General features: G+C 68.3%; 26 protein-coding genes. 7 read left to right on the top strand and 19 right to left on the bottom strand.

Translation table 11 applies throughout. From position 1 onward, the window contains the following. Nucleotides 1-86 precede the first annotated feature (86 nt). The 4 genes from DN824_RS07740 to DN824_RS07755 all read right to left on the bottom strand — a co-directional run bounded on the left by DN824_RS07740 (nt 87) and on the right by DN824_RS07755 (nt 3,215). Nucleotides 87-245, bottom strand: coding sequence for a YqaE/Pmp3 family membrane protein (locus DN824_RS07740; RefSeq protein ID WP_015275395.1), 159 nt, complete (start codon nt 243-245; stop codon nt 87-89). Between the two features lie 162 nt (nt 246-407). Next, complete coding sequence (locus tag DN824_RS07745) at nt 408-1,703, bottom strand: TRAP transporter large permease (protein WP_138407774.1); 1,296 nt, start codon at nt 1,701-1,703, stop codon at nt 408-410. Next, nucleotides 1,693-2,169 (bottom strand): TRAP transporter small permease, encoded by a 477-nt coding sequence (locus tag DN824_RS07750; RefSeq protein ID WP_138407775.1) that lies wholly within the window; start codon nt 2,167-2,169, stop codon nt 1,693-1,695. Before DN824_RS07750 ends, DN824_RS07745 begins: the two co-directional genes overlap by 11 nt. Before the next feature lie 47 nt (nt 2,170-2,216). After that, nucleotides 2,217-3,215, bottom strand: coding sequence for a DctP family TRAP transporter solute-binding subunit (locus tag DN824_RS07755; RefSeq protein WP_138407776.1), 999 nt, complete (start codon nt 3,213-3,215; stop codon nt 2,217-2,219). 412 nt (nt 3,216-3,627) lie between these two features. Here DN824_RS07755 and DN824_RS07760 point away from each other — a divergent pair, with 412 nt between their 5' ends. Further along, nucleotides 3,628-4,281, top strand: a complete 654-nt coding sequence (locus DN824_RS07760; RefSeq protein WP_138407777.1) for a hypothetical protein — start codon at nt 3,628-3,630, stop codon at nt 4,279-4,281. 5 nt (nt 4,282-4,286) lie between these two features. Here the strand turns inward: DN824_RS07760 and DN824_RS22545 are convergent, their stop codons facing one another. Further along, nucleotides 4,287-4,454: a hypothetical protein gene (locus DN824_RS22545; protein WP_174236481.1), complete on the bottom strand. Its 168-nt coding sequence runs from the start codon at nt 4,452-4,454 to the stop codon at nt 4,287-4,289. A gap of 164 nt (nt 4,455-4,618) precedes the next feature. Here DN824_RS22545 and DN824_RS07765 point away from each other — a divergent pair, with 164 nt between their 5' ends. Beyond that, entirely contained in the window at nt 4,619-5,551 is a 933-nt protein-coding gene (locus DN824_RS07765) for an ABC transporter substrate-binding protein (protein WP_158295372.1), read from the top strand. Here the strand turns inward: DN824_RS07765 and DN824_RS07770 are convergent. Then, the gene (locus DN824_RS07770; protein ID WP_138407779.1) at nt 5,545-6,423 is read right to left on the bottom strand and encodes an MBL fold metallo-hydrolase; all 879 of its coding nucleotides are present in this window, start codon (nt 6,421-6,423) and stop codon (nt 5,545-5,547) included. The genes DN824_RS07765 and DN824_RS07770 overlap by 7 nt on opposite strands. A 133-nt stretch (nt 6,424-6,556) precedes the next feature. On the opposite strand from DN824_RS07770, the gene DN824_RS07775 reads away from it, so the two are divergent. The 3 genes from DN824_RS07775 to DN824_RS07785 are packed head-to-tail and all read left to right on the top strand — an operon-like array spanning nt 6,557 to nt 9,215. Next, nucleotides 6,557-7,924, top strand: a complete 1,368-nt coding sequence (locus DN824_RS07775; RefSeq protein ID WP_138407780.1) for an NfeD family protein — start codon at nt 6,557-6,559, stop codon at nt 7,922-7,924. Then, nucleotides 7,924-8,712, top strand: a complete 789-nt coding sequence (locus DN824_RS07780) for a slipin family protein (RefSeq protein WP_138407781.1) — start codon at nt 7,924-7,926, stop codon at nt 8,710-8,712. The genes DN824_RS07775 and DN824_RS07780 overlap by 1 nt, the downstream gene beginning before the upstream one ends. Further along, nucleotides 8,709-9,215 (top strand): LEA/WHy family protein, encoded by a 507-nt coding sequence (locus DN824_RS07785; protein ID WP_138407782.1) that lies wholly within the window; start codon nt 8,709-8,711, stop codon nt 9,213-9,215. The genes DN824_RS07780 and DN824_RS07785 overlap by 4 nt, the downstream gene beginning before the upstream one ends. Before the next feature lie 31 nt (nt 9,216-9,246). Here the strand turns inward: DN824_RS07785 and DN824_RS07790 are convergent, their stop codons facing one another. Further along, complete coding sequence (locus tag DN824_RS07790) at nt 9,247-9,651, bottom strand: hypothetical protein (protein WP_138407783.1); 405 nt, start codon at nt 9,649-9,651, stop codon at nt 9,247-9,249. Nucleotides 9,652-9,853: 202 nt separating this feature from the next. Here DN824_RS07790 and DN824_RS07795 point away from each other — a divergent pair, with 202 nt between their 5' ends. Further along, a complete protein-coding gene (locus tag DN824_RS07795) occupies nt 9,854-10,591 on the top strand; it encodes an SDR family oxidoreductase (RefSeq protein WP_138407784.1) in 738 nt (245 codons plus the stop codon). 47 nt (nt 10,592-10,638) lie between these two features. On the opposite strand, the gene DN824_RS07800 is transcribed toward DN824_RS07795, so the two are convergent. Genes DN824_RS07800 through DN824_RS07810 form a run of 3 tightly spaced genes read right to left on the bottom strand, consistent with a single transcriptional unit; the run spans nt 10,639 to nt 11,911 of the window. Continuing rightward, on the bottom strand, nt 10,639-10,896 hold the full coding sequence (locus DN824_RS07800) for a DUF2790 domain-containing protein (protein ID WP_138407785.1): 258 nt from the start codon (nt 10,894-10,896) through the stop codon (nt 10,639-10,641). After that, nucleotides 10,893-11,408 carry a DoxX family protein gene (locus DN824_RS07805; protein WP_138407786.1) on the bottom strand — a complete coding sequence of 172 codons (516 nt, stop codon included), beginning with the start codon at nt 11,406-11,408 and terminating at the stop codon, nt 10,893-10,895. The genes DN824_RS07800 and DN824_RS07805 overlap by 4 nt, the downstream gene beginning before the upstream one ends. Continuing rightward, nucleotides 11,405-11,911 carry a DUF1097 domain-containing protein gene (locus DN824_RS07810; RefSeq protein ID WP_138407787.1) on the bottom strand — a complete coding sequence of 169 codons (507 nt, stop codon included), beginning with the start codon at nt 11,909-11,911 and terminating at the stop codon, nt 11,405-11,407. Before DN824_RS07810 ends, DN824_RS07805 begins: the two co-directional genes overlap by 4 nt. 123 nt (nt 11,912-12,034) lie before the next feature. Here DN824_RS07810 and DN824_RS07815 point away from each other — a divergent pair, with 123 nt between their 5' ends. Further along, nucleotides 12,035-12,943, top strand: coding sequence for a LysR family transcriptional regulator (locus DN824_RS07815; RefSeq protein ID WP_138407788.1), 909 nt, complete (start codon nt 12,035-12,037; stop codon nt 12,941-12,943). Between the two features lie 34 nt (nt 12,944-12,977). Here the strand turns inward: DN824_RS07815 and DN824_RS07820 are convergent, their stop codons facing one another. The 9 genes from DN824_RS07820 to DN824_RS07860 all read right to left on the bottom strand — a co-directional run bounded on the left by DN824_RS07820 (nt 12,978) and on the right by DN824_RS07860 (nt 26,057). After that, the gene (locus tag DN824_RS07820) at nt 12,978-14,624 is read right to left on the bottom strand and encodes a methyl-accepting chemotaxis protein (protein WP_138407789.1); all 1,647 of its coding nucleotides are present in this window, start codon (nt 14,622-14,624) and stop codon (nt 12,978-12,980) included. A gap of 265 nt (nt 14,625-14,889) precedes the next feature. Beyond that, nucleotides 14,890-16,497, bottom strand: coding sequence for an alpha,alpha-trehalase TreF (gene treF, locus DN824_RS07825; RefSeq protein WP_241663947.1), 1,608 nt, complete (start codon nt 16,495-16,497; stop codon nt 14,890-14,892). After that, nucleotides 16,494-17,258 carry an SDR family NAD(P)-dependent oxidoreductase gene (locus tag DN824_RS07830; protein ID WP_138407790.1) on the bottom strand — a complete coding sequence of 255 codons (765 nt, stop codon included), beginning with the start codon at nt 17,256-17,258 and terminating at the stop codon, nt 16,494-16,496. Before DN824_RS07830 ends, treF begins: the two co-directional genes overlap by 4 nt. Before the next feature lie 270 nt (nt 17,259-17,528). Then, nucleotides 17,529-19,490, bottom strand: a complete 1,962-nt coding sequence (locus DN824_RS07835) for a PhoX family protein (RefSeq protein ID WP_138407791.1) — start codon at nt 19,488-19,490, stop codon at nt 17,529-17,531. 52 nt (nt 19,491-19,542) lie between these two features. After that, on the bottom strand, nt 19,543-20,358 hold the full coding sequence (locus DN824_RS07840; protein WP_138407792.1) for an energy transducer TonB: 816 nt from the start codon (nt 20,356-20,358) through the stop codon (nt 19,543-19,545). Nucleotide 20,359: 1 nt separating this feature from the next. Next, on the bottom strand, nt 20,360-20,803 hold the full coding sequence (gene tolR / locus DN824_RS07845) for a protein TolR (protein WP_138407793.1): 444 nt from the start codon (nt 20,801-20,803) through the stop codon (nt 20,360-20,362). 10 nt (nt 20,804-20,813) lie between these two features. Next, the gene (gene tolQ, locus DN824_RS07850; protein WP_138407794.1) at nt 20,814-21,518 is read right to left on the bottom strand and encodes a protein TolQ; all 705 of its coding nucleotides are present in this window, start codon (nt 21,516-21,518) and stop codon (nt 20,814-20,816) included. A gap of 81 nt (nt 21,519-21,599) precedes the next feature. After that, nucleotides 21,600-23,531 (bottom strand): phytase, encoded by a 1,932-nt coding sequence (locus DN824_RS07855; protein WP_138407795.1) that lies wholly within the window; start codon nt 23,529-23,531, stop codon nt 21,600-21,602. A gap of 57 nt (nt 23,532-23,588) precedes the next feature. Further along, nucleotides 23,589-26,057, bottom strand: coding sequence for a TonB-dependent receptor (locus tag DN824_RS07860; RefSeq protein WP_138407796.1), 2,469 nt, complete (start codon nt 26,055-26,057; stop codon nt 23,589-23,591). Nucleotides 26,058-26,104 lie beyond the last annotated feature (47 nt).

The raw sequence follows: 26,104 nt of genomic DNA on the forward strand, positions 1-26,104 counted from the left end.
CCTTTACGGGAACCGGACTTTACACGGCAAGGGGACGCAGCACAAAAAAGCCCGGCATGGGCCGGGCCAGAGCGATGGAGGACGGCTCAGCGGCGAGCGATGATCCATACCGCATGGATGATGCCGGGAATGTAGCCCAGCAGCGTCAGCAGGATGTTCAGCCAGAACGCACCGGCAAAGCCGACCTGCAGGAACACGCCCAGCGGCGGCAACAGAATGGCGACGATGATGCGAATCAGGTCCATGAAGCTCTCCAGAAGGACAAAAGGGCCGTGTGCGGCCTACGCTTCAATCGACCCGACGTCAGCGGAGGGGTTCACTGCACCCTTGGGCGCGCGGGAAGGGCCTGGGAAAGCTTCGCGGTCAAGACCGCGATTGTCTTTCGGCGAGCCTGACCCAGGCCGGCGCTACACCGCGTAGCCCAGCACCCGTGGCAGCCACAGGGCGATCTCGGGGAACAGCGCCACCAGCAGCAGCGCGCCGCCCATGGCGCAGACGAACAGCAGCGCCCAGCCGATGGTCTGTTCCAGGCGGATGCGCGCCACCTCGGCGGTCACCATCAGGTTGATCGCCACGGGCGGGGTGAACTGGCCGATGGCGATGTTCATCGCCAGCAGGATGCCGAACCACACCGGGTTCCAGCCGAAGTGCTGCATCACCGGGATGAGGATCGGCATCAGGATCAGGTAGATCGAGATGGCATCGAGCAGCATCCCGGCGAGCAGCACCGCGACCATCACCAGCAGCAGCAACACCGCGCCGTTGTCCGACAGCGAGATCAGCCATTCGGCCAGATGGCGGAAGGTCCCGAGCATCGTTCCGGCCCAGGCGAAGATGCCGGCCAGGGCGATGATCAGCATCACCACGCCGGACACCACCGCCGCCTCGCCGACCAGCCGCCAGAGGCTGCGCCAGTCCAGCTCGCGGGTCACGAACAGGCCGATTGCCACGCCGTAGGCGACCCCGGCGACCGCCGCCTCGGTGGGCGTGAACAGGCCGCTGCGCAGTCCGCCGAGGATCAGCACCGGGGCGAACAGCGCGGGCAGCGCCTGCCTGAAGCTCTCGCCGATCGGCGGACGCTCGCCCTCTTCAGGCGACTCCCAGCCATAGCGGCGCGACAGCAGCCAGGCCGGGATCAGCAGCACCAGCCCGGCGAGGATGCCGGGGAACAGCCCCGCGGCGAACAGCGCGCGCAGGTCGACACCGGGCACCACGATCGAATAGAGGATCAGCGCGATCGACGGCGGAATCAGGATCGCGGTGGACGCCGACGCGGCGATCAGCGTTGCCGAGAAGGGCTTGGGATAGCCCGCGCGGGTCATGCTCGGAAGCATCACCATCGCCACCGCCGCGGCATCCGCCGGGCCGGAGCCGCTCATGCCGCCCATGATCAGGCACACCAGCACCGCGACCAGGGCCAGCCCGCCATGGCGCGGGCCGATCAGCGCCTGGGCGAAGCGCACCAGGCGCAGCGCCACGCCGGCCTTCTCGAACACCAGGCCTGTGAGGATGAACAGCGGGATGGCGATCAGCGGATACTTGGCGACGCTGTTGTAGGTGTTGGTGCCGAGCGTCGCCAGCATCTCCGGGGAGAGGCCGGCGACGATGCCGATGGCGCCGGCCAGCCCCAGGGAGAAGGCGACCGGCACGCCGAGCAGCAGGAGCGCCAGGAAGCTCAGGATCAGCCAGAGATCAGGGCTCATCGGACAGCCTCCCGCGCAGGCGGTCGAGGGTCATCTGGGTCAGCCGCACCAGCATCAGCAATGCCAGCAGGGGCAGCCAGACCACGTACCACCAGTTCGGCAGGCCGAGCCCGGGGGACTCGGACTCCCACTGGTATTCCTCCAGCGCGAACTGCCCGCCGAACCAGAGCACCAGCCCCAGCACCAGCACGCCGGCCAGCCATTGCAGGAGGATCAGCGGCGTGCGCAGCCGCGGAAACATCCGCTCCAGCAGCCCGATGCGGATGTGTCGGTTGCGCCGCAGCGCGACCGACGCACCGCCAAAGGTCAGCACCACCAGCAGGAAGACGGAAATCTCCTCGGTGAAGGCGAAGGAAGCGTCGGTGAAATAGCGCACCACGACGTTGGCCAGGCTGATCACCCCGACGAGCGCCAGGGCCAGCGTGGCCAGCACGCGCTCCAGGGGCGCGTCCGGTTGGTTGTTCATCTCGTAAACCTCGAATCCCGGCGCTCACGCGCCGGGGATGCATTCGATCAGGGCTTGGCGACCGCCTCGCCCGCCGCGTCCATCAAGGCCTGGCCGATGCGCGAGGACCACTTGTCGCGCACGCTGGCAGTGGCCTCGGCAAAGGCCTGGCGTTCGGCCTCGCTGAGTTCGATCACCTCGACGCCCCGGGCGCGGATATCCTCCAGACGCTGGGCTTCGAGGGAGCGGGACAGCTCGATCTCCCACTTGCCGGCATCGATGGCCGCCTGGCGCAGCAGCTCGCGGTCCGCCTCGGGCAGCTCCTTCCAGATGCGCTGGTTGACGGCGAAGATCAGCGGGTCGGCCATGTAGTCCCAGAGGGTCAGGTGCTTCTGGCCGACCTGATCGATACGCGCGACGTCGAATACCGACAGCGGGTTCTCCTGCCCGTCCACCGCGCCGGTGGTCAGCGCCGGCTTGGCGTCGGCCCAGCTCATCTGCGTCGGGTTGGCGCCCAGCGCGTTGAAGGTGTCCTGGAACAGCGGCGAGCCGACCACGCGAATCTTCAGGCCCTTGAGATCGGCCGGCGCGCGCAGCGCACGGGCCGAGTTGGAGATCTGCCGGAAGCCGTTCTCGCCCCAGGCCAGCGGGACGATGCCGCGCTTCTCGATGGCCTCGAAGGCGAGCACACCGGCCTTGCCGCCGGTGATGGCGTCCAGGTCGGCGCTGTCGTTCATCAGGAACGGCAGCGAGAACAGATTGAGTTCCTGCACCTGGGGCGACCAGTTGATGGTCGAGCCGACCGCCATGTCGATCAGGCCCGAGCGCATCGCGGAGAACTCCTTGGTCTGGTCCCCGGCCACCAGCTGGGCGTTGGGGTAGACGCGCAGGGTGATGCGGCCCTCGGAGCGTTCGTTGACCAGGTCGGCCCACTTCTGCGCCGCCTGGCCCCAGGGGAAGGCGTCCGACAGGACGGTGGACACCGAATACTCGCGGGCCTGCGCGACGAAAGTGGCGGACAGCGCGGCGGCAGCGGCCAGCGCAGTGAAATAGCGGGACAGTTTCATGATGGCGTCCTAGGATCGTGGGTCTGTTGTCTTTTTTATGCGAGCAGCCACGGCCGTGGTCGGCAGTGGCGATCCGTGGCAACAGGATAGTCGCCGGGCGGCGCCGGATAGGCGCGGGAGAAGGGACGCGGGGGCTGAAGGATGGATCGACAGCGCGTGTTCGAGGGGCGTCACCGGCCGAGCTGCCTTGTGGGCAATACGGCAGCCTGGCTCAGGCCAGACGGGTGCAATATCGCAGAACGTGACCGGGAGCGCCATTACCGGCGCTCCCCGCGGGCGCGTCAGGGTCCTGGCCTGAAGGATGCATCGCTCGACCGATACCGGCCGCCTGCCGGACTAAATCTGCTCGCCGTGCAGCACCTTCTGCTGCCAACGGGTCGAATCTGTTAGACATGGCTTCCCGGAGGTGGATATGCCCGACATTCGATTTCAACGGATTGACACTGCAACCCTGCCCTGCCTCATGACGGTGCCCGAAGGCACCCCTCCGCCCAGCGGATGGCCCCTGCTCTGCTTCCTGCACGGCTATGGCGAAGCCGCACCGCTCCCGATCGAACAGGGCCTGACCCGCCACGGCCCCTGGCACGAAGCCGTCCCCGGGGAGATCCACCAGCGCTTCATCATCATCGCGCCGCAGCTGCCCCAGGCCGGCGACTACTGGAAACTGGTGGCCGGCGACGTCGAGGTCCTGGTGCGCCGCGCCCTGCTCGAACAGCAGGGCGACCCGTCGCGCTGCTACCTGTGCGGCTTCAGCTTCGGCGGCAACGGCGTGTTCGACATCGCGCTGAGCCAGCCGGGCCAATGGGCCGCGCTGTGGACCGTCGACCCGACGCGCGCGCCCCAGGTGCCGCTGCCCCATCCGCTGTGGGTGTCGATCGGGCAGGTCACCCGCCGGCTGCAGGCGCGCTTCATCCAGACGCTGCACCTGCAGCCGGTCACCGAGGAAGAGCCCAGCGGCGAGCGCCTGTACCTCGACGAAGGCGCGGACCACGTCAACTCGGCACGGCTGGCGTTCGCCGACCGGCGCATCTATGCCTGGCTGCTGCGCCACCGCAGCGCCGGCTGACCGCATCACGGGCCGGGCGGCGGTTCGTCCCGGCCCCGCTTGCGGCGGATGTTGATCAGCGACACCACGGCCAGCGCGATCATCAGCCCCGCCATGTCGTAGCTGCCGCGTCCGAGGTAGCCGAGCGCCGCCACCGCGCAGACGGTCAGGCCCAGCCAACTGATGAAATTCATGTCCCGCTCCTCTGCCCTGGTGAGGGTTGGACCACCCGGCGCCAGGGTTGGCACCGACCGTTGCGCTTGCATTCTTTACACCTGCACGGACCCTGCGCAGCGCGCCGCGCCTCGCTGTAATGATATGGTTTCTCACTTGCAAACGACCGAGGAGATTCCCACCCGTGAAAAAGCTCGCCCTGTCCGCTTCGATGCTGCTGGCGCTCACCGCCTGCAGCAGCTCGCCCGACGCGCCCACGCCGCCTGCGACCAGCGCCGGTCTGAGCGTCGGCCAGCCCGACGGCACCCAGATCGTCGTGCCTCGCAACCCGCGCAAGGTCGTGAGTTTCGACTTTGGTAGCGTCGATACGCTGGTCGCCCTCGGCCTGGGCGATCGCATCGCGGCCACCCCGTCGGGCGTTCCGGCCTACCTGCAGAGCAGCCTGCCCGCCCGGGCCGATGCCGGCAGCATGAAGGAGCCGGACCACGCGGCCCTGCGCCGGCTGAATCCGGACGTGATCATGATCACCGGGCGCCAGGGCGAGGAAGGCCAGGCGCTGGCCAAGATCGCCCCGACGCTGGACATGAGCATCAATGCACGGGACTACCTGAGCGGCTTCGAGCACAACGTCCTGACCCTAGGCTCGATGTTCGACAAGCTGCCCGAAGCCCAGCAGCAGCTGCGGGTGATGGCCGCCAAGATAGGCCAGGCCCATTCCCGCGTCGCGAATTCCGGACGGCGGACGCTGGTGCTGACCCACAACGCCGGCAACTTCTCGCCCACCGAACAGCCGCTGATCTACTCGGTCCTGCAGGCGCCGCGCGCCTTGCCGGCTCCGCCAGCCCCCAAGCCCGGCGAGCCGCGTCAGCGTCCGCAACCGGTGGACCTCGAACAAGTCCTGGCGGCCGACCCGCAGGTGATCTTCATCATCGACCGCAGCGCGGCCATCGGCGCCGAGCCGCTGAGCAGCGAAGCCCTGCGCGCCTCGCCGCTGAGCCGCACCAGCGCCGGACGTGAGGGCCGCATCGTCTACCTGACTCCCGCCCTGTGGTATCTCTCGGGCGGCGGGCTGCTGAGCATGAGCCTGCAACTGGACGAGGCCGCCGCGGCCTACTGAGGCATCCGACCGGCAGCCGCCGCCGTGGCGGCTGCCCTTGGCGGCTGACCGGCCCGCATGCGCTCCAGCTCCCGGGCGTCGTGGCTGCAGAACAGGCTCACTTCGTCCTTGTGCTCGAGCGAGAGCATCCACAGGCGGTGCTGATTGGCCAGCCGCGCGCTGCGGTCGACCTCCATCATCCGCTGGTAGAACGCCAGCCCCGGCGTGCAGTGGCGGTCGACCTGGCCGACTTCCTCGCGATAGAAATACGCATCGCCCGCATGCAGCAGCCAGCCCTCCGTGGTCTGCAACGCCACGCCCGCATGCCCGTGGGTATGGCCGGTCAGCGGAATCAGCAGGATTTCCGGCGGCAACCCCGCCAGCTCGCGCACCGCCTGGAAGCCGAACCAGGTGTCGCCGCCCGGCTGGTAGAACTGCCAGTCGCGCACCTCGTCCCACTGTTTTTCCCGGTAGCGGTTGCGGCCGATGATGCTGCGCGCCGTCCGGGCCGCATCCATCTCGCGCTGCAGCACGTGCACCTTCGCCTGGGGGAAATCCTCGAGCCCGCCGGCGTGATCGAAATCCAGATGGGTCAGGACGATGTGGCGCACGTCCTCCGGCGCGAAGCCGAGCTGCTTCACCTGCTCCAGCGCCGTGTAGCGCCGCTCGAACCGGATGTTGTTGAATAGGATGAAGAACGGGCTCAGGCGCTTGCGTGGCGTGGCCACGTCGCAGCTGCCGAAGCCGGTGTCCACCAGCACCAGGCCGTGATGATCGGTTTCGATCAGCAGGCAGTGGCAGACCAGGCTGGCGGTCAGCCCTTTGCTGAAACCATCGAACAGGGCCCCGCCCACGGGACACATGCAGCCACAGTTCAGATGATGAACGCGCATGGAAGGCTTCCCCCCGGCTGTTATAAATCGAACCTCGGCCCGGCCCGCGGCCTCATAGTCATGAGAGAAATCCCGGCGAAGGGAAGTTCAGCGAGCCCGCCGAACGTCGCCTTGCCTGCGAACGGAGGAACCGATGCCCCGCCTGGTCTACCGGATGCTCTGCTGCCTGGGCCTGCTGCTGGGGCTCAACGCGCCGCTGCTGGCCGCCGCGCTGGCCGCCGCGCCGGTCGTCCTGCTGGACGTCGAAGGAGCGATCGGGCCGGCCAGCGCCGGCTACATCGAACGCGGCCTGGAGCACGCGGCGGACGAAGGCGCGCAGCTGGTGGTCCTGCAGCTCGACACCCCCGGCGGCCTGGACAGCGCCATGCGCAGCATCAACCAGGCGATCCTGGCGAGCCCGGTTCCGGTCGCCACCTACGTCACCCCCAGCGGCGCCCGTGCCGCCAGCGCCGGCACCTACATGCTCTACGCCAGCCACATCGCCGCCATGGCGCCGGGGACCAACCTCGGCGCGGCGACACCGGTGGCCATTGGCGGGCCCGGCTCGCCCGCCGGCGGCGAACCCGCCGACAAGCCCGCCGAACCCGACGCCATGGGCAGGAAACAGGTCAACGACGCCTCGGCCTATATCCGCGGCCTGGCGCAACTGCGCGGGCGCAACGCCGACTGGGCCGAACAGGCGGTGCGCGAGGCGGTGAGCCTGTCGGCCAGCGAAGCGCTGGAACTGAAGGTCATCGACCACGTGGCCCGCGACGTCGACCACCTGCTCCAGCAGCTCGACGGCACCACCCTGACCCTGGCCGCCGGCCCGGTCACCCTGCGCACGGCCGACGCCACGCTCATCCACCACGACCCGGACTGGCGGGTGAAGCTGCTCGCCGTGATCACCAACCCCAGCATCGCGCTGATCCTGATGATGATCGGCATCTACGGGCTGATCTTCGAGTTCTCCAGCCCGGGCGTGGGCGTCGGCGGCGTGCTGGGCAGCATCTGCCTGATCCTCGCGTTCTATGCCCTGCAGATGCTGCCGGTGAGCTATGCCGGGCTCGCGCTGATCCTGCTCGGCATCGGTTTCATGGCCGCCGAGGCGTTGCTGCCCAGTTTCGGCGTGCTCGGCATTGGCGGCGCGGCCGCCTTCGTCGCGGGTGCCGTGATGCTGATGGACACCGACGCGCCGGGCTTCGGCATCCCGCTGGGGCTGATCCTGACCCTCGCGGTGGTCAGCGCGGTGACCATCTTCGCCATCCTGTTCATGGCCGTGCGTGCCCGGCAGCGCGCGCCGCTGGGCGGCGATGCCGAGCTCATCGGCCACCTGACCCCCGTCACCGGGGTGCGCGAGGACGATCCGCGCCAGGGCTGGGTGATGCTGCGCGGCGAACAATGGCAGGTCCACAGCCAGGCGCCGTTGCTGCCGGGCCAGCAGGTCCGGGTGACGGCGCGCAACGGTCTGAAGCTGGACGTAACCGCGGCTGACCAACAGCCGCCCAGAGGAGGCAACTGATGGGTTTCGAAATGAGTTTCTTGGTGCTGGCGTTCCTGGTGATCGGATTGCTCGCCTCGACCTTCCGCATCCTGCGCGAGTACGAGCGCGGCGTGGTGTTCCAGCTCGGGCGCTTCTGGAAGGTCAAGGGCCCCGGGCTGATCATGGTCATCCCCGGGCTGCAGCAGATGGTGCGGGTCGAGCTGCGCACCCTGGTGCTCGACGTGCCGACCCAGGACGTGATCTCCCGCGACAACGTCTCGGTCAAGGTCAACGCGGTGGTCTACTACCGGGTGGTCGATGCGCAGAAGGCGATCATCCAGGTCGAGGATTACCACTCGGCGACCAGCCAGCTGGCCCAGACCACCCTGCGCGCGGTGCTCGGCAAGCATGACCTGGACGACATGCTGGCCGAGCGCGAACAGCTCAACAACGACATCCAGTCGGTGCTCGATGCGCAGACCGACGCCTGGGGCATCAAGGTGGCCAACGTGGAGATCAAGCACGTCGACCTCGACGAATCCATGGTGCGCGCCATCGCCCGCCAGGCCGAGGCCGAACGCGAACGCCGCGCCAAGGTCATTCATGCCGAGGGCGAGCTGCAGGCCTCGGAAAAGCTGATGCAGGCCGCCGAGATGCTCGGCCGGCAATCCGGCGCCATGCAGCTGCGCTACATGCAGACCCTGAGCAACATCGCCGCGGACAAGAACTCCACCATCGTCTTCCCGCTGCCGATCGAGCTGCTGCAAGGGCTTTCGGCGCTGACGTCGAAAACCATCAAGACCACTCCCGACACGGACAAGCCATGACCCACCGCTCCCTCGTACTGCCCCTCTCGCTCGCCCGCGGCCTGCTCGGCGCGCTGCTCGCCCTGACCCTGCTCAGCGGCTGCGCCGCCTTCACCCAGCGCGACCCGCTGAACATCCAGGTCGCGGGAATCGAACCGCTGCCCGGCGAGGGGCTCGAGCTGCGCCTGGCGGTGAAGCTGCGCCTGCAGAACCCCAACGATTCGGAGATCGACTACAACGGCGTGGCGCTGGACCTGGAAGTCAACGGCCGCCGCCTGGCCAGCGGTGTCAGCGACCAGAGCGGGCGCGTCACGCGCTTCGGCGAGACGGTGCTGACCGTGCCGGTGACCATCTCGGCGTTCTCGGCGGCCCGCCAGGCCTTGGGCGTCGCCGAGGCCGGCGGCATGCAGGAGGTGCCCTACGTGCTGCGCGGCAAGCTCGCCGGCGGGCTGCTCGGGACAGTGCGTTTCACCGAGAAGGGCACCTTCGACCTGTCCGCCGCGACGGGCGGGATCTACCGCTGAGCGCCCGTCCAGCCAGCGTCATAGCGGCGTCTCACCACAGCATGAGGCCGTAGCCCACCACCCCGAGCCCGAAGCCCATCTGGGCCGTGAGCAGCGCCCGGATGGCGAAGGTGTAACTGACCACCGGATTGTTGCCCTGCGCATCCAGGGCGAACAGGCGGTAGCTTTCCGGATAGTCGGCCTCGATTTCCCGCAAGGCCAGGATGGTGATGCTCAGCAGTTGCCGGCTGCGGGCATCGACCAGCCAGAACACGGCGGCCAGCAGGACGGTAAAGAGGCCCAGCAGTATCAGCAGGCCCGGCGAGAAGCCCCGCTCCAGGGCGGTCAGCACGCCTCCGTCGGCGAAGATCGCCAGCAGCACGAAGAAGTTGAACCCGCGCAGGCGCTGCTCGGCATTGAGCTTGAAATGCGCCCAGACAAACCCTCGACTGTCCACAGGCAATCCCCTATCGAAACGGCCGTCGCCGTACATGAGAGCGCGGCCGCCGGCGATAAATCCCGGCACGGATGCGCAAGGCGCGGCGGATTGTTCATGCACGGGAAACGGTGCATCCAGCGCCACGCACTTTATCCCGGCCAACGGTCACAACAGACTGAACTCTGGAGGCGGCGTCCGCTGCCTGAGACAGGAGAACCCGATGAACACTGACCAGAAGATTGCCATTGTCACAGGGGCGTCGCGTGGTATCGGCCGCGCGATCGCCCTGCGGCTCGCCGCCGACGGTTTCGCGGTGGTGGTCAACTACGCCGGAAACAGAAGCGCGGCCGAGGAAGTGGTCGGCCTGATCGCCGAACAGGGCGGCAAGGCCTTCGCCGTGCAGGGCGATGTCGCCGAACTGGCGGACATGCAGCGGCTGTTCGAGGACACCACGCGCCGGTTCGGCCGGGTGGACGTGGTGGTCAACAATGCGGGCACCATGCCCTACCTGAAGATCGCCGAACTGGACCTGCAGGGGTTCGACGAGGTCGTGCGCACCAACCTGCGCGGGGCCTTCGTGGTGCTGGGCCTGGCCGCGCAGCACGTGGCCCAGGGCGGGCGGATCATTGCCCTGTCGACCAGCGTGATCGCCAAGGCGTTTCCCGCCTATGGGCCCTACATCGCGTCGAAGGCCGGCGTCGAGGGGCTGGTGCACGTGCTGGCGAACGAACTGCGGGGGCGCGCCATCACGGTCAACGCCGTCGCGCCGGGTCCGGTCCCGACCGAACTGTTTCTCAACGGCAAGACCGACCAGCAGATCGAGCAGATCCGCCAGCTCGCGCCGCTCGAACGCCTCGGCACGCCGGAGGAAATCGCCGCCGCGGTGTCCTTCCTGGCCGGCCCGGACGGCAGCTGGGTCAACAGCCAGGTCATCCGGGCGAACGGCGGGTTCGCCTGAGCCGGCCACGCGCAAAAAAGGCCCCTGCTCGAGGGGCCTTGTTCCGTTCAGTGATGCTGACACGCCTGGGAAAGCGTGCGGTGCACCGAGCGCCGCTCGGTTCCGTTGCTGTCGAGGTAGACCATGGCCTCGTCCACCACTTCGCACAGCTCGGTGGCGGGCTGTTCGATGCGCAACACACGGGCGATATCCAGGCGGTCGCCGTAGCGATACGACTCGGATTCGCCGCCCTCGGCCGCCTGTGAAGGACCTGCGAGCGCCAGCAGTGGCAGTACGAACAGGATGAAGGGGGCACGCTTGTTCATGGAGAGACACCGTTAGAAGATTGCGTGACAGAAACGCTCTGCGCCTTGAGGGAAGGGGTCGCCAGGCGACTATCCAGCGAGTGGACGCCCGGACCGCGCAGCACGAGGTAGAGCGAAAGCACCAGCATCAGCAGCGGATACTCGATGCCTCGATCGATCCAGGCCCAGGTCGGCGCCAGGATGTAGACGATGGCCAGCATCTGGATCGCCATCAGCGCCGCGACCACCCGGGTCGCCAGGCCGACGGCGAGCATCAGGCCGCCGAGGCCCTCCAGCAGCGCGACCATCAGGGCGAAGGTGCCCGGAAAGGGCAGACGGAGCACCTCGTCGATCAGCCGCGTCGAGGCGGCCATCGGGTCCCCCATCGAGCCGTGCGCCTGGCCGAGCAGCTTGGGCAGCCCGTGGGTCACCATGATCGCTCCGTAGGTCGCACGCAGCAGCGCGTAGGCGATCGCCTCACCCCGCGCCGCGCCGGGTGTCGCCAGGGCAGCGAACAGACTGAGCAGTTTCATGGGCGCCCCTCCGATACGGCCTGGGAATGTGCGCCCCAGAGGACGTGCAGCCTGGACGCCAGCAGCCCCGCCACCGCGCCGAGCGTGGCGGCGCCGCCCAGCTCGCCGAAGGTCAGGAGGGTCGGGGGCAGATGCGAGGCGAAATAACTGACCAGCCCGAGGAAGAACGCGAGCAGATTGTTGAAGACCGCCAGGCGCCGCGTCGACAGCACCAGGACCGCGACCACGAAGACCACCGGCATCACGGTCAGCGGCCCCAGGGTCGGCGACAACGCCGCGGTTGCGGCGCCGGCCGCCATGCCCAGCGCCAGGCCGGCCAGGGTGCAGGCCAGGTTGATCGCGCCCTGGCGCACCCCCGGCGCTCGGGTGAAAAAGGAAATCCAGCCGATGAACATCGCCCAGATGGGCAGCTCGACGATCAGCGCACAGAAACTTGCGGCAAGCGCGGCGACGGCGGATTCACCAAGGGTCAACTTGAAATGGTCGGGGATGGTCAGGGTCATGCTTCACCTCCATAAGGACTTACCCGAGACGTGGGCAGGTCGATTGTGGAAGGCGAAGACGGTTGGATAATCGTCGCCGGGTTGTTAAGACTATTCCGGCACCCTGAACAATGGATAAGGCGCATGGACCGGCTGGACACGCTCAACCTCTTCATCCGCATCGTCGAGCTCGGCAGCTTCACCCGGGCCGCCGGCGAGCTGAACCTGCCCCGGGCCACCGCCACCCAGGCGATCAAGAGCCTCGAGGCCCGCCTCGGCGCGCGGCTGCTGGAGCGCACCACGCGGCAGGTCAAGCCCACCCGGGACGGGCAGGCCTACTACGAGCGCTGCAAGCGGATTCTCAGCGAACTGGACGACGCCGAATCCTCGCTCAGCACCCTGGCCGGCAACCCGAGGGGCACCCTGCGCCTGGACCTGCACGGCTCCCACGCCACGCGCATCATCCTGCCCAACATCCAGGCCTTCCGGGAGCGCTACCCCGGGATCGACCTGGCCATCAGCAGTGGCGACCGCCTGGTCGACCTGGTGGGCGAAGGGATCGACTGCGTGGTGCGGGCGGGCAACCCGCGTGACTCCTCCCTGGTCGCCAGACGCCTGGCCGTGATGCCGGAAGTGATCTGCGCGAGTCCCGCCTACCTCGCCCGCTTCGGTACCCCCCGCCACCCGGACGAGCTGAGCGAACACCAGGTCGTCGGCTTCTTCAGCAGCAACCATGACATCCGCTACCCGCTGACCCTGCTGGTCGACGATGAACCCACGGATTTCGAACCGCAAAGCTGGATCAGCGTGAACGACGCGGAGTGCTACACGACCTGCGCGCTCAACGGCTGCGGCCTGATCCAGGTGCCGCGCTTCAGGGTGGCGCCCCATCTGCAGGCCGGCGAGCTGGTGGAGGTGCTGGCCGACTGGCCGAGCCCGGGCCTTCCGGTGTCCGTGCTCTACCCCTACCACCGTGAGCGCTCGCACCGCGTGAAGGTGTTCGTCGACTGGGTGGTCGACCTCTATGCAGAGCGTTTCGCCGAGGCGCCCTAGCGCGCCGCCGGCTCCCTGACGCCCGTGCGGCGCCTTACAGCTTGAAATGCCCGACCAGCTCGTCGAGCTGGGTCGACAGGCTCTGCAGGCTGGTACTGGCCTGGTTGAGCTGATCGGCGATCTGCGCGGTTTCCTGGGTGAAGTGGTTGATCCCCTCGACGTTGCGGTTGATCTCCTCGACCACGCAGGACTGCTCCTCGGTCGCGGTGGCGACCTGGATGTTCTGGTCGCTGATCTGGCTGATGTGGTCGTTGATCTGCTCCAGGGCGGCGGAGGCCTTGCCGGCGAATTCCACCACCCGCTCGCTCTGCTGACGGCCCCTGGCCATGACTTCCACCGCGGCACGGGATTCGTTCTGCAGGCGGTCGATCACCTGCTGGATCTCCTCGGTCGAGGCGCCCGAGCGGCTGGCCAGGGTGCGCACCTCATCGGCCACCACCGCGAATCCGCGGCCCTGCTCGCCGGCACGCGCGGCCTCGATGGCGGCGTTGAGCGCCAGCAGGTTGGTCTGTTCGGAAATGCTGCGGATGGTGTTGAGGGTCGAACTGATGGCGTTGATCTGCCCGGCCAGCGTCTCGACCACCTGGGAGGCCTGCTGCAGCTCGCCGCTCAAGGTGTCGATCTGCTGGTGGGCCTGGACCACCACCTGGCGTCCATCGCTGGCGTGGCCGCTGGCTTCGCGCGCCACGTGGGCGGCGTTTTCCGCGTTGCCGGCGATTTCGTTGACGGTCGAGCCGAGCTCGTTGATCGCGGTGGCGACCTGCACCGTGCGATCGCTCTGCGCGGCGCAGTTGCTCTGGGTCAGGCGGGCCCGTTCGGCCACTTCGCGGGCCATGACCGACAGCTGGCGCGAGTTACCGGCGAGCTGTTCCATGGTGCGGTGGATCTTGTCGATGAAGCGGTTGAAGCTGCTGGCGATGTCGCTCAGCTCGTCCTGGCCGGGCAGCTCGATGCGGGTGTTCAGCGCCAGGTGCTCGGCGGCGTTGCCGAGTTTGTCCTGGAGAATGGAAACCCGGCGGCGCAGGTTGGCGACGATCAGCCAGGCGGTGATGGCCGACACCAGCAGGCCCAGGGCGATGATCGCCAGCTGGCGGCTGCGGCCGCTGGCATAGCTTTCGTGGCTGCGCTGGTTCTGCTGTTCGGCCTGCAGCAGCAGGCTGTCGAGCAGCTCGTTGGCGCCCTGGCGCATCACCCCGTAGCTCTTGGCGTACTGGTCACGGTAGATGAGTTGGGCACGGGCCATGTCACCGCTGTCGAGGGCGCGCAGCATGGGCGTCAGTTCGGCGCTCACCATGCTTTCGAACTGGTCGAACAGGCGCTGCGCCTGTGCCTTGCGCTCCGGGTTGGCCTGGGCTTCGACCGCGCGGCGCATGGCCTCGCGCATCTCGGGGATGTCCTCGTTGAGGGCCTCCTGGACACGGGTCTTGACCCCGCGCTCGTCGCGCAGGCCGGTCTCCTGCAACAGCATCATGTCGATGCCCACGCGCATGCGCGGAATGCGCGACGCGGCTTCGGCCATCGCACGCATCGGCGCCGCGGTATTGAGGTAGAGCGCGCTGGCCTCGCGCTGCATGGTGGACATGCTGTTGAGGCTGGTCACCGCCACCAGGATCAGGGCGATGCAGGGAATGGCCACGGCGATGATCAGCCGGCTTTTCAGAGTCAGAGAGTCGAGGCGCATGGCGGCCTTCCTTTCGGGAGCACAGGGGGTGTCGTCCGTCCATGCCGGCAGGATGCGGCGGCATTCGGGTCCTATCAGGAGATCGGCAGAGCGGGACGAAACATGAGACGGCCTGCGACCTGTCGTCGCAGGCCGGGCGTGCAGCGAGACGGCCGGAACAGGCGGAAACGGGCGGTTCACCCAGACGCCGGCCGTCCTGCTGCGCGGCTTTGCGCAGCGGGCGGTGGCGATCGAACAGACGGCTACGAACGCTCGGGCGGGCGCCTCAGTCCTCCGTGCGGCAGCGCCCGGCCCGGCAGCGATGGGCCTCGTGCTTGGGGTCTTCCTGCAGGAGCTTGCGGGTGACGCCGTTGGTCCAGCCGAAGCCGTCCTGCAGCGGATACTCGCCGCCGCCGGCGTGCTCGGCGGTGGGCCGCAGCACGTATTTCTCGACCAGCTTGCTTTCGCGCTCGAACAGGTCCGAGACGATCATCAGCCAGCGCTTCTCGATCTCGATGGCCAGGTCGTGGTGCCCGTAGTGCTGCAGGCCGCGGATGCCCATCCACTGCAACGGCGCCCAGCCATTGGGACGGTCCCATTGCTCGCCGCTGCCGCTGACTTCGGTGGTGGAGAGCCCGCCCGGCGCCAGCAGCCGCTCGCGCACGATCCGCTCGACCTTCGCCGCCTGCTCGGCGGTGGCCAGGTGGACGAACAGCGGCACCACGGTCGCGGCGGTGAGGTTCTCGCGCCGCACGTCGCGCTGCCAGTCGTAGTCGAAGTAGGCGCCCACCTCCTCGTTCCACAGGTAACGGTCGATGCCTTCGCGGCGGCGATCGGCCCGTTCGCGAAAATGCGCCGCCGACTCATGGTCGCCCTTGATCTCGCTCAGGCGCGCGATCTGCTGCTCGAGCTTGTACAGGAAGGCGTTGAGGTCCACCGGCAGCAGGCGGGTGGTGCGAATGGTGGACAGGTCGGAGGGATCGTCCAGCCAGCGTGAGCTGAAGTCCCAGCCGGACTCGGCGCCGGCCCGCAGGTCAAGGTACACGTGGTGCGGTGGCCGGCCGGAGCGCGCGGCGGTTTCCACGTCTTCCCAGTAGGATTCGTCGCGCGGGGTATCGCGGTCATCCCAGTAGCGGTTGAGCAGCACGCCGTCGGCCATGCACACGCAACGCCGGTGGCTTTCGCCCGGGCGCAGCACCTCGGAGCCGTCCATCCAGAACGCGTGTTCCTTGCGCAGCTGCGGCAGGTAATCGCTGGCGCGGCGGATGCCGTGTTCCTCGAACAGGTCGGTCATCAGCGCGAACACCGGCGGCTGCGAACGGCTCAGGTAGTAGGAGCGGTTGCCGTTGGGCACGTGGCCGTAGGTGTCGATCAGGTAGGCGAAGTTGTCGGCCATCGCCTGCATCAGCTCGCACTGCCCGCTTTCGTCCAGGCCGAGCATGGTGAAGTAGGAATCCCAGTAGTACATCTCGGTGAAGCGGCCTCCCGGCACCACGTACTCATAGGGCAGCGGCAGCAGCGAGGAACGCGGCGGATGCTCGGTGGGCGAGCGCGTCAGCACCGGCCAGAGCCGGTCGATGTGCTCCTCCAGGGTGTTGTCCGGGTCGGCGACAAACTCGCGCGGCTCGAACTCGAACACGCTGAAGTGCTCGTGCACGAAGGCCGCCAGGTCGAAATCCGGGCGCGAGCGCTGGGAACGGTAGGCGTCGAGGATCTGCTCGGGATAGCGCTTGGGCGCGCAGTCGGCGAAGGTCTTGCTGTCTTCGAAGATGCGCTTCATCTGCACTTCGACGAAGAACTCCTGGTAGCGGTCCGCCGGGCTCAGGGTGTCCGCGCCGGCGACCTTGCGCAGGGCCTTCTCGAACGGGTCGACCAGATGATTCTCGCTATTCACTGTTCGCTGTAGTTCCACAGCAGACCTCCATCGACGAAAAGCGTGGTGCCGGTAATGTAGTCGGCGTCATCCGACACCAGGAAGGCCACCGCGCCGGCCACATCGCGGGGCTGGCCGAGCCGGTTGGCGGGAATGTTGCCCAGCAGGTTGGCGAGCTTGTCGGGCCGGTTCATCAGGTCGCGGTTGATCGGCGTCTCGATGGCACCGGGCGCGACGTTGTTGATGGTGATGCCCAGCGGGGCGAGCTCGATGGCCAGGTTGCGCATCATCATCTTCAGCCCGCCCTTGCTGGCGCAATAGTCGGTGAAGTTCGGCATCGGCAGCTCCTCGTGGACCGAGCTGTTGTTGACGATGCGTCCGCCACGACCGGTTTCGACCAGGTGACGGGCGAACGCCTGGGTGATGAAGAACGGGGCGCGCAGGTTGACGTTCAGTATCTGGTCGTAGTCCTGCGGCTCGGCATCGAGGAAGGCCGCGTTCTTCTGCATCCCGGCGTTGTTGACCAGGATGTCGAGGCGCCCCATCTGTCGGATCGCCTCCTCGACCAGCCGGCGGCAGGCGGACACCTCGGCCAGATCCGCCGGAATGACGCAGGCGCGCCGTCCCAGTGCACGGACCTCTTCGGCGGTTTCCCGGCCTTCGTCCTCGCTGCGCCCGGTGACGACGATATCCGCGCCTTCCTGCGCCAGACGCACGGCGATGCCGCGGCCGATGCCCTGGGTGCTGCCGGTGACCAGCGCCACTTTGTTCTCGAGCCTCATCAATGCTCTCCGTCGATGCTGATTGCAGGTGGGGTAATGATCTGACGAAGGTGCATCGGTGCCGTTCCACGGTTCGGCGCCGGCGAGCGGCCCAGGACCCGCGAGCAAAGCGCCCAGCCCAGAGATGACGGCGCCTGGGCCGCATCGGCGCCTGATGAGCCCGTTTTTGCAGAATATTGCCGGACGCCCCGGGCGGGGCTTGCGATGGCCACGCCAAGGCCTGGCGGGCAACCGCGCGCCCGATGGAACACTGCGATCGGGACGCGGCGATCAGGTCCCGATCACGCCGCCGTCGTCCTTGGTGATCAGCACCGTGGTCGAGCGCGGCCGGGTGCTGCCGTCGCTGGCCGGGTAGCTCAACGACGGGTGCTGGATGTTGATCCATAGGGCGCGGTAGTCGGGGCTCCAGGTGATCCCGGTGATCTCGCAGCCCCGCGGGCCGACCAGAAAACGCCGCACCTCGCGGCTTTGCGGGTCGGCGCAGAGCAGCTGGTTGCAGCCCATCGCCTGCATCGCCGGGTCGCGGTCCTCGTAGTCGGTCTCGATCCACAGGCGTCCGGCCCCATCGAACGCCAGCCCATCGGGCGAGGAGAACAGGTCGCCATTGATGGTGCCGATCAGGTTGGCCGGCACCGCTTCGCCCGTGGCGGTTTTCGCGCCTTCCGGCTCGCCGGCGAGGAGGAAGAACTCCCAGCTGAACTCGGTGGCGGTCGGGTCGGCGCCCTCCTCGTTCCAGCGGATGATGTGCCCGTGCAGGTTGGCCGGACGCCGGTTGGCCTCGTTGGCCGGCTGCCGGGTGCCGCGCCCGTCGTTGTTGGTCAGGGTCACGTAGACCTCGCGGGTGGTCGGGTGGACCGCGACCCACTCCGGCCGGTCCATCGGCGTCGCCCCCAGCAGGTCGGCCGCGGCCCGGGCGTTGAGCAGCACCTCGGCCTGGCTGGCGAAGCCGTTCTCGGCGGTCAGCCCGCCTTGGCCATGCACCAGGGGCAGCCAGCGGCCACGGCCCTCGGCGTCGAACCGGGCGACATAGAGCGTGCCCTCGTCGAGCAGGTCGCGGCTGGCCCTGGGGTTGGCCGCGTCGAAGCGTCCGCTCGGGACGAACTTGTAGATGTATTCGCCCTTGGTGTCGTCGCCCGAATAGAACGCCATGCGCCCGTCCTCGCCCAGCGAGAGCACCGAACACTCGCGGCAGTAGCGGCCGAACGCGGTGCGCTTGACCGGCTGGCTGTCCGGATCGAAGGGGTCGAGCTCGACCACCCAGCCGAAACGGTGGGGTTCGTTGACGTAAGCGCCGTGGGGCTGGCTGGCGTCCGGGGTGGCATCGAAGCGCGCATCGGCGGTCTCCCAGCCGTAGAGCTTGCTCATCCCCTCGTTGGCCAGCCCGTAGCGCTTGTGCGAGACGCGGCGGGCGAAGTCGGCCTGATCGTGGTTGACGAAGTAGTTGTGCCAGTTCTCTTCGCAGATCAGGTAGGTGCCCCAGGGCGTGAAGCCGCTGGAGCAGTTGTTGAAGGTGCCCAGCACCTCCCGTCCGGACGGATCGGCGACGGTCTTCATCGCCTCGTGTCCGGCCAGCGGGCCGCTGATGCGCATCGGCGTGAAACCCGAGATGCGGCGGTTGTAGCGCGACGGCATGACCCGCTGCCATTGCCCGTCGGCATCCTTCCTCACCTCGATGACGCTGGCACCGTGGGCGGCCTGTTCCTTCTTGACCTCCTCGAGCGGACGCCTGCCGTCACTGAGCGTCATGCCGTTGGGGTGCAGCGTCGGATTGACGTACTCGTGGTTGATGACCAGCAGGCCGTGGCTGTCCGGCGCCTCGGGGAACGGGAAGAAGTGCATGCCGTCGTGGTTGTCGCCGGCCTGTCCGAGCTGCGCCTGCCAGTCGTCGCGGGCGTCCGGACGCCAGGCCGGCGCATCGGGCAACACCGCATCGCCCCAGGAAAAGAACGGCCGCGCCCGATAGCCTTCGGGTACCAGCACCTGGTCGAAATCATCGGCCTGCTGCACCGCCACGCCCTGGAAGCCAAGCAGCGGGCTGGCGGCCAGGCTGCCACGGCAGGCGGCCAGCCCGCCCCCCATGAAGCCGAGCGCGGCGAGCGTCAGGCTGCCCTTGAGCAGGTTGCGCCGGCCGCTGTCGATCATCTGCTCGAGGCTCGGGTTGCGGCTGGGGTTGATCGCCTGGTCGTCGTGGGCGGCCAGGCGGGCGTGAAAGGCTTCGAGATCCTGCTTCATGTCGACTCGCGTGTAGTGAATGGGCGGTGGGGCCGGCGGCTGCGCGCCCGCCTCACTCGATGCGGTAGCGAAAGGTATTCTTCACGCCGGCCACCGCCACGCTGCGGCCGTCGACGACCCGGGGCTGGTAGCGAAACCCCTTGGCGGCGTTGAGCGAGGGGCGCACGAACAGCGGATGACACTCGCCCAGTACCTGCGGGTCTTCCACCCGGCCCTGCGTGTTGACCGTGTAAATCACCGTGCATTCGCCCTCGATGCCCTTGTCCAGCGCGCGCTGCGGATAGGCCGGCGCCTGCTTGACCAGCGGCTCGTACTGGCGGCTGGCGGCGGCCGCAGCCTGACGCGCCTGTTCGGCGGCCGCCTCGGCCCGGGCTTGAGCCTGGCGCTCGGCCTGCAGGCGCTGTCGCTCGGCCTGGGCGAGACGTTCTTGCGCCTGACGTTCACGTTCGGCCTCGGCCTGCCGTTCGCGCTCGCGCGCTGCCTGGCGCTGCTGCTCGGCACGCTTTCGCGCCAGGGCCGCCTCTTCCAGGCGACGCTGCTCGCGCTGGGGGTCGACCTTCGGCACGTCCGGTTCCGGCGGTGCCTGCACCCGTGGCTCGGGCACGGGTTCGGCTTCGGCTTCGGCCACCACGGGCGTCGCTGGCACCGGCTCGGGCGCGGCCTCGGGCAACGGCCTGGGCAGGCTGACCAGCTGGGTCTTGAGCAACGGGGGCGCCGCCGGCGCGGGCGACTCGAAGGAGCCGCCGTGCAACAACAGGGCGAACAGACCCAGGTGCAGGCCGAGGGTCAGGCTCAGCGCGGCGGCATGGCTGCGCCAGGCGCCATCGACGGCCGGCAGCGCCACGCCGCGCAGGGACAGGCTGCTCATCTCAGGGCGCCTCGGTGATCAGGCCGATCTGGGACACCCCGCCGCGCTGCAACGCGGCGATGCCGGCGACCACCACGCCATAGTCGGCCCCCTGGTCGGCGCGGATGTAGACCTGGGTATCGCTGCGCGCGGCGACCACCGCCGAGACCTTGGCACTCATCTCGGCCAGGTCCACGGCGCTGTCGGTCTGCTGCTCGACGTTCAGCTCGTTGCCCAGGTTCCAGTAGTAGCTGCCGTCGGCCTTCACCGAGAGCGTGAGGACCTGCTGCCGGCTGTCGGCGGGCATCGCCTCGGCGGCCACCTTGGGCAGTTCCAGCTTCACGCCCTGGGTCAGCATTGGCGCGGTGACCATGAAGATCACCAGCAGCACCAGCATCACGTCGATGTAGGGCACCACGTTCATTTCGGCTTTCGGGCCGTGCTTGTGCGGGGGACGAACCAGCATGACGTTCTCCTCAAGCCGCCGCGGCGACCACCGGGACACCATGCAGACGCCGGTGCAGACGCGCCTGCAGCTCGTTGCCGAAGCTGTAGTAGCGGGCGATCAGCCGTTGGCTGCGCGTTGCGAAGCGGTTGTAGGCCATCACCGCGGGAATCGCCGCGAACAGGCCGATGGCGGTGGCGATCAGCGCCTCGGCGATGCCCGGCGCCACGGTGGAGAGGGTCGCCTGCTGCACCTGGGACAGGCCGAGGAAGGAATTCATGATCCCCCAGACGGTGCCGAACAGGCCGATGTAGGGGCTCACCGAACCCACCGTAGCGAGGAACGGCAGGCCCTTCTCGAGCCGTTCCTCCTGCTCGGCGATGGCCACGTAGAGGCTGCGTTCGACCCCTTCGATCACCGCCTCCGGTGAGATGCCCGGCTGGTGCTGCAACTGGGAAAACTCGCCGTAGCCGGCCAGGAAGATGCGCTGCAGGCCGGCATCGGCGTGCGCCGCCTGGTTCTCGCGGTGCAGCCGGGCGAGGTCGCCGGTCTCGCGGAACTGACGCTGGAAGCCGTTGAGCAGACGTTCGCTGCGCCGCAGCAGGCTGCCGCGCTGGATGATGAGGTACCAGCTGATCAGCGAGGCCAGCACCAGGATGAGCATCACCGCCTGGACCACGGGGCTTGCGTCGCGAACCAGACCCCAGGCGCTCATGTGTTCGAGGCTGCTGTGCATGGTTTGTCTCCTCTGCCGCCCTGACCGGGCGGCTGTTATTGGATGAGGTTGCAATTGCGCTTTGATGACAGCCGGCGCGGCCTAGGGCAGCTTCAGCGCCTCGGCGACGGCGCTCCAGGGCAGGTACTTGTAGTTCTGCCGACCCTCGGGCATGCGCTTGCGCCCGTCCTGGACCACCAGCATGCCCCGGCTCCAGATACCGCCGAGGTTGGCCGAGGTGACCTCCAGCCCGTCGGTCTCGGAGACGCCATCGATGCCCCGCTCGGCGTTCAGGCCGATGCGGAAGGCGCCGCGCACCGCATAGGGCGCCTGCCCGTCGAGCACCACGAAGCTGTCGTTGCCCTGGCTGGAAATCACCAGATAGTCGCCGCCCTCGCCCCGGTAGAAGGCCAGCCCTTCGATGTCGGCCTGCACCTCGGCACCGGCGTCGATGACCTTCTCCAGCACCGCCGGCGCGTCGCCGCGCGCATCGAGGGTCCAGACCGCGACGTCTTCCTCGCCAATGAACAGGCGCTGGTTGCGGTCATCCGCGACGCACCCTTCGGGCTGGCTGGCGGTGGCGAATTCGCGCATCAGCTCGGCCTCGACCTTCCCGCTGCGACCGTCGAGGCGGTACTGCAGGAAGCGTCCGCTCTTGTCGTTGGGGATGGCGTGGATCGCCTCGGCGGCATCCTTGAACAGGCACAGCCCATAGATGTCGTCCAGCGGCGTGGGCAGCCAGCCGAGGTCGCTCAGCTCGCCGCTGCTGCGGTCGATGGCGAACAGTTGCAGGCCGTTGTGATCGCGATGGCTGGCGACGGCGAGGTCCACCGTGGCCTGCCCCAGGCGAAACCCCGGACGCACGTCGACGTTGTTCAGGCGACCCACCCGCAAATCCTGCAGCGCGCGGCCCTGCAGGTCGTACACCTGCAGCCCACCCTGCTTGTCGGTGCCCAGCACGCGGCTCGCGGCCGGGTCCTTCGGGTGAATCCAGATCGCCGGGTCATCGGCCGCATCGCCCAGGCTCGGCACCGGCTCGGTCTGCACCTGGGCCGGCAGCACCGGCAGGGGCGCTGCGGCCCGGGGAGCCTCCGGCCGCCAGTCGAGCAGCGCACGGTGCTGGCCGTTGTCATCGCCGATCGACAGGGCCAGGCCCTGCCCGGAGAGACGCGCGCTGAGCTGTTCGGGCTCGGCCAGGCCCACCAGTTGCAGCGCCGGTTCGGCCTGCCAGCGCTGGCCGTCGCGGCGGTAGCGATGCAGGGCGCCGGCGGCGGGGTCGAGCGCCAGCACCGCGCCCGGCACAACGGCGACGCCGGCGAGGGCCTCGGCGATGTCGCCGAAGGGCTGCACCAGGGCGACCGGCTGGCGGACCAGATCGGCTTCTGGATGCGCCGCGTAGGCCCAGAGGCCGACCGCTTCCTCGTTCACGTAGAGCAACTCGTCGCGGTCGTCGACCTGGCAGTACTCGCTGGCCGGCGGCAGGCTCAGGCGCCGCACCCGCAGCGGCTCGCGCAAGGGCGTCTGCGCCGTGGCCACCAGCCACTGCTCGCCGATGCCCTCCTCGCCGACCAGAAAGAGGAAGGCGTTGTCGCCCTGGTCGCGATACAGGCACAGCCCGTCGACCTTGAAGTCGGGACGCGGCAGGTACACCGGATCGCTCCAGCTGCGGTCGCGGGCCGAAAGCGCGAGCAGCACCGGCTGCTGACGGTCGACGTCGACGGTCGCCACCAGCAGCCCATCGGCGGAGGCGCGGTGGTCGAGCGCGCCGAAGGTCCCGGGCAGCGCGCTCAGGGTGGCGCCGGCGGCGTCAAGCAGGCGCAGCCCCTGGCGCTTGCTGGTCGCCAGCCGATCGGCGCCGGGCCAGAAGCGGTCGTCGGCCAACAGCTGGGCGGCCTCGATGCGCATCGGTTCGGCGGCCTGCCAGGGTTCGCTCTTCAGCGGGGCCGCAACAGCGGCGCCGGCCGGCGCGCCCAGCAGGGCGAAACTGGCCAGCAGTGCCCGCGCGAGCGGCTGGCGGGAAAAAGGAAGGTTCATCGAGCGGTAAATCCTTTTGACGAGCGGCGCCCACGCGGCGGTGGGCGCCTTCCGGGATCAGAAGTGGGTGAAGGTCAGGCCGAGCCGATAGGTCGGGCCGTACTCTTCGTACTGGGCGTTGTAGGCGCGGCGGCCGGTGTAGACGTAGTAGGACTCGTCGGTGAGGTTCTGCGCCTCGAAGGTCAGCTGCAGCCCGGGGGTGATGAAGTAGCCGGCGCTGAAGTCGACGAACAGCTGCTTGTCGGCGTAGAGGTCGTGGGCCGGATCGTCGATCGCCGCGACCTGCATCAGGTAGTCGGACTTGTAGTTGGCCGACAGGCGCAGGCTGAGCCGGTCGTTCTCCCAGCCGAGCATCAGGTTGCCGACCGTGTCGGACTGGTTCGGCAGGTCGATGCTGCGGCTCAAGCCCTGGCCTCGGACCTTGGCGTCGGAGCGGCTGAAGGTGGCGTTGGCGCCGAGCAGCAGGCCGTCCCAGGGCGCCGGCAGCCAGCTGAATTTCTGCGAGTAGGCCAGCTCGATGCCGTAGAGCCTGGCCTTGTCGCCGTTGGCGTAGCTCAGCGCCTCGTCGAAACCGGCCCAGTCGCCAGTGCCGGCCAGGTCGGTGTCGTAGACGAAATTGTCGATGTCCTTGTAGAAGGCGAAGGCCGAGACCACGCCCGCGCGTCCCATGTAGTGCTCGATGCCCAGGTCGACGTTCATCGACTCCAGCGGCTTGAGGTTCGGGTTGCCGAACTCGGCGTCGTTGCCGTCGATCACGAAGCCCGGCGCCAGCTGGCCGAACGTCGGCCGCACCACCGTGTTGGTCCAGGCCGCACGGAGCTGGGTGTCGGGGTCCAGCTGATAGCGCGCATGCAGGCCCGGCAGCCAGTGGTCGTAGCGCTTGCTGCTCTGGGCCGCCTCGAAGGCGCCGTCACGGATGCCGGTGCCCTTGGCTTCGAAACGGGTGCCCTCGTAGCGCAGGCCCGCGATCAGTCGCCAGTCGTCGATGTCCATCGTGTTCATCAGGTAGGCGGCGTTGATGTCTTCGCTCATCCGGAAGTCGTTCCAGCGCGACTCCTCGGCGTCGTGGAAGGCGTCGCGGTCGAGCCCGCCGATCAGGCGTTCGATGGCGCCCGCGCTCAGCCCCGGCCCGAAACGGCCCAGCGCGTAATCCACCTGGCCGCGCTGGAAGCCGTCCATGCCGATGGTGTTGAAGTTGTCGTAGACCCAGACGTCGGTGTCGTTGTCCTTGTCGCGGCGGCTGAGCTTGCCGCCGAACTTGAGCTGCGAGGCGTAGCCGGCGAGCAGGTAGTCGCGGGCCAGGTCGAGCTTGATGTTCTTCTCGGTGTCGGTGGTATCGGTCTTCTCCCACTCGACCTCGTCGAGGGTGAAGCTGGCCGGGTCGTAGAACGAGGGGTCGACCACCAGACGCGGCTTGCGGGTGCCGCTGTAGCCGGCATCGGTGAAGTCGCCGACGAAGGTGGCGCCCGCGATGCCACCGGGATTGCGCTCGCTCGAACGGCTGTAGCCGGCCTGGCCGTTGAGCGTCCACAGCCCCATCTGCCGCTCGCCACCGAACACGTAGGACTTGATCTCCTGGGTCTCTTCGCGCGATTTCAGCTCGCGCCAGCCCTCGGCATCGCCCAGTTCGCCGGGCAGCTGCGCATCGTCGAACTCCACCCCGGCGGCGTTGCGGGTCTCGGTGTCCTTGAAGCGGCTGTAGAGGGTGCGCAGGTAGTAGCTGGAGACGTCGTCGGGCTTGTAGTCGAAGTTCAGGCCGAACCCGGTGCGCTCACGGGTGATGCGGTAGTCACGCTGTTCGACCTCCTCGAGGCGGGCGCCGTTCTCGAAGTCCCAGGCACCGCCGGTCTCGACGTTGTCGGAGCCGAAGTCGCGCTTCTGCCAGCTCAGCGCGGCGGCCACGCCGAAGTTGTCCACCCCGTCGCCCAGGCTGAAGCGCTCGCTGATGGCGCCGGAGAACTTCGGGCTGCTCCGGTCGGTGTTGTCGTCGTAGCTGCCCTCGCCGCTGAAGGTGTAGAACAGCCCGTCATGGTCGAACGCCGAGAGGCTCTGAACCTCGATCGTGCCGCCGAGGGAGTTGGCGTCCATGTCCGGGGTCAGGGTCTTGACCACCGACAGCGACTGCACCAGTTCGGCGGGCAGCACGTCCAGCGCCACGGCGCGACGGCCGCTTTCCGGCGCCGGCACCAGGGTGCCGTTGATGGTCACGCTGTTGAGGTCGGGGCCGATCCCGCGCACGCTGACGAAGCGGCCTTCGCCCTGGTCTCGCTCGACCGAGAGCCCGGGGATGCGCTGCAGCGCCTCGGCGGCGTTGTCATCGGGCAGCTGGCCGATGGCGTCGGCGTGCACCACGCTCCTGACGCTGTCGGAGCTGCGCTGGTCCTTGAGCGCCGCGTCGATGCTCGCGGCCTGGCCGATCACGTCCAGGTGCTCGACCTCCTCGGCGGCCCAGCCGCTGTTGATCGACGTGGCGATCGCCACCGCCAGAATGCTGATCCTGAAACCCGCCTTGCGCTGAACCTTCATGGCCATAGCCTCCCTTGCGTCCCCCGGCACGGCGCCGGCAATGGAGG

The sequence above is a fragment of the Stutzerimonas nosocomialis genome, assembly GCF_005876855.1.
Taxonomy (GTDB): Bacteria; Pseudomonadota; Gammaproteobacteria; order Pseudomonadales; family Pseudomonadaceae; genus Stutzerimonas; species Stutzerimonas nosocomialis.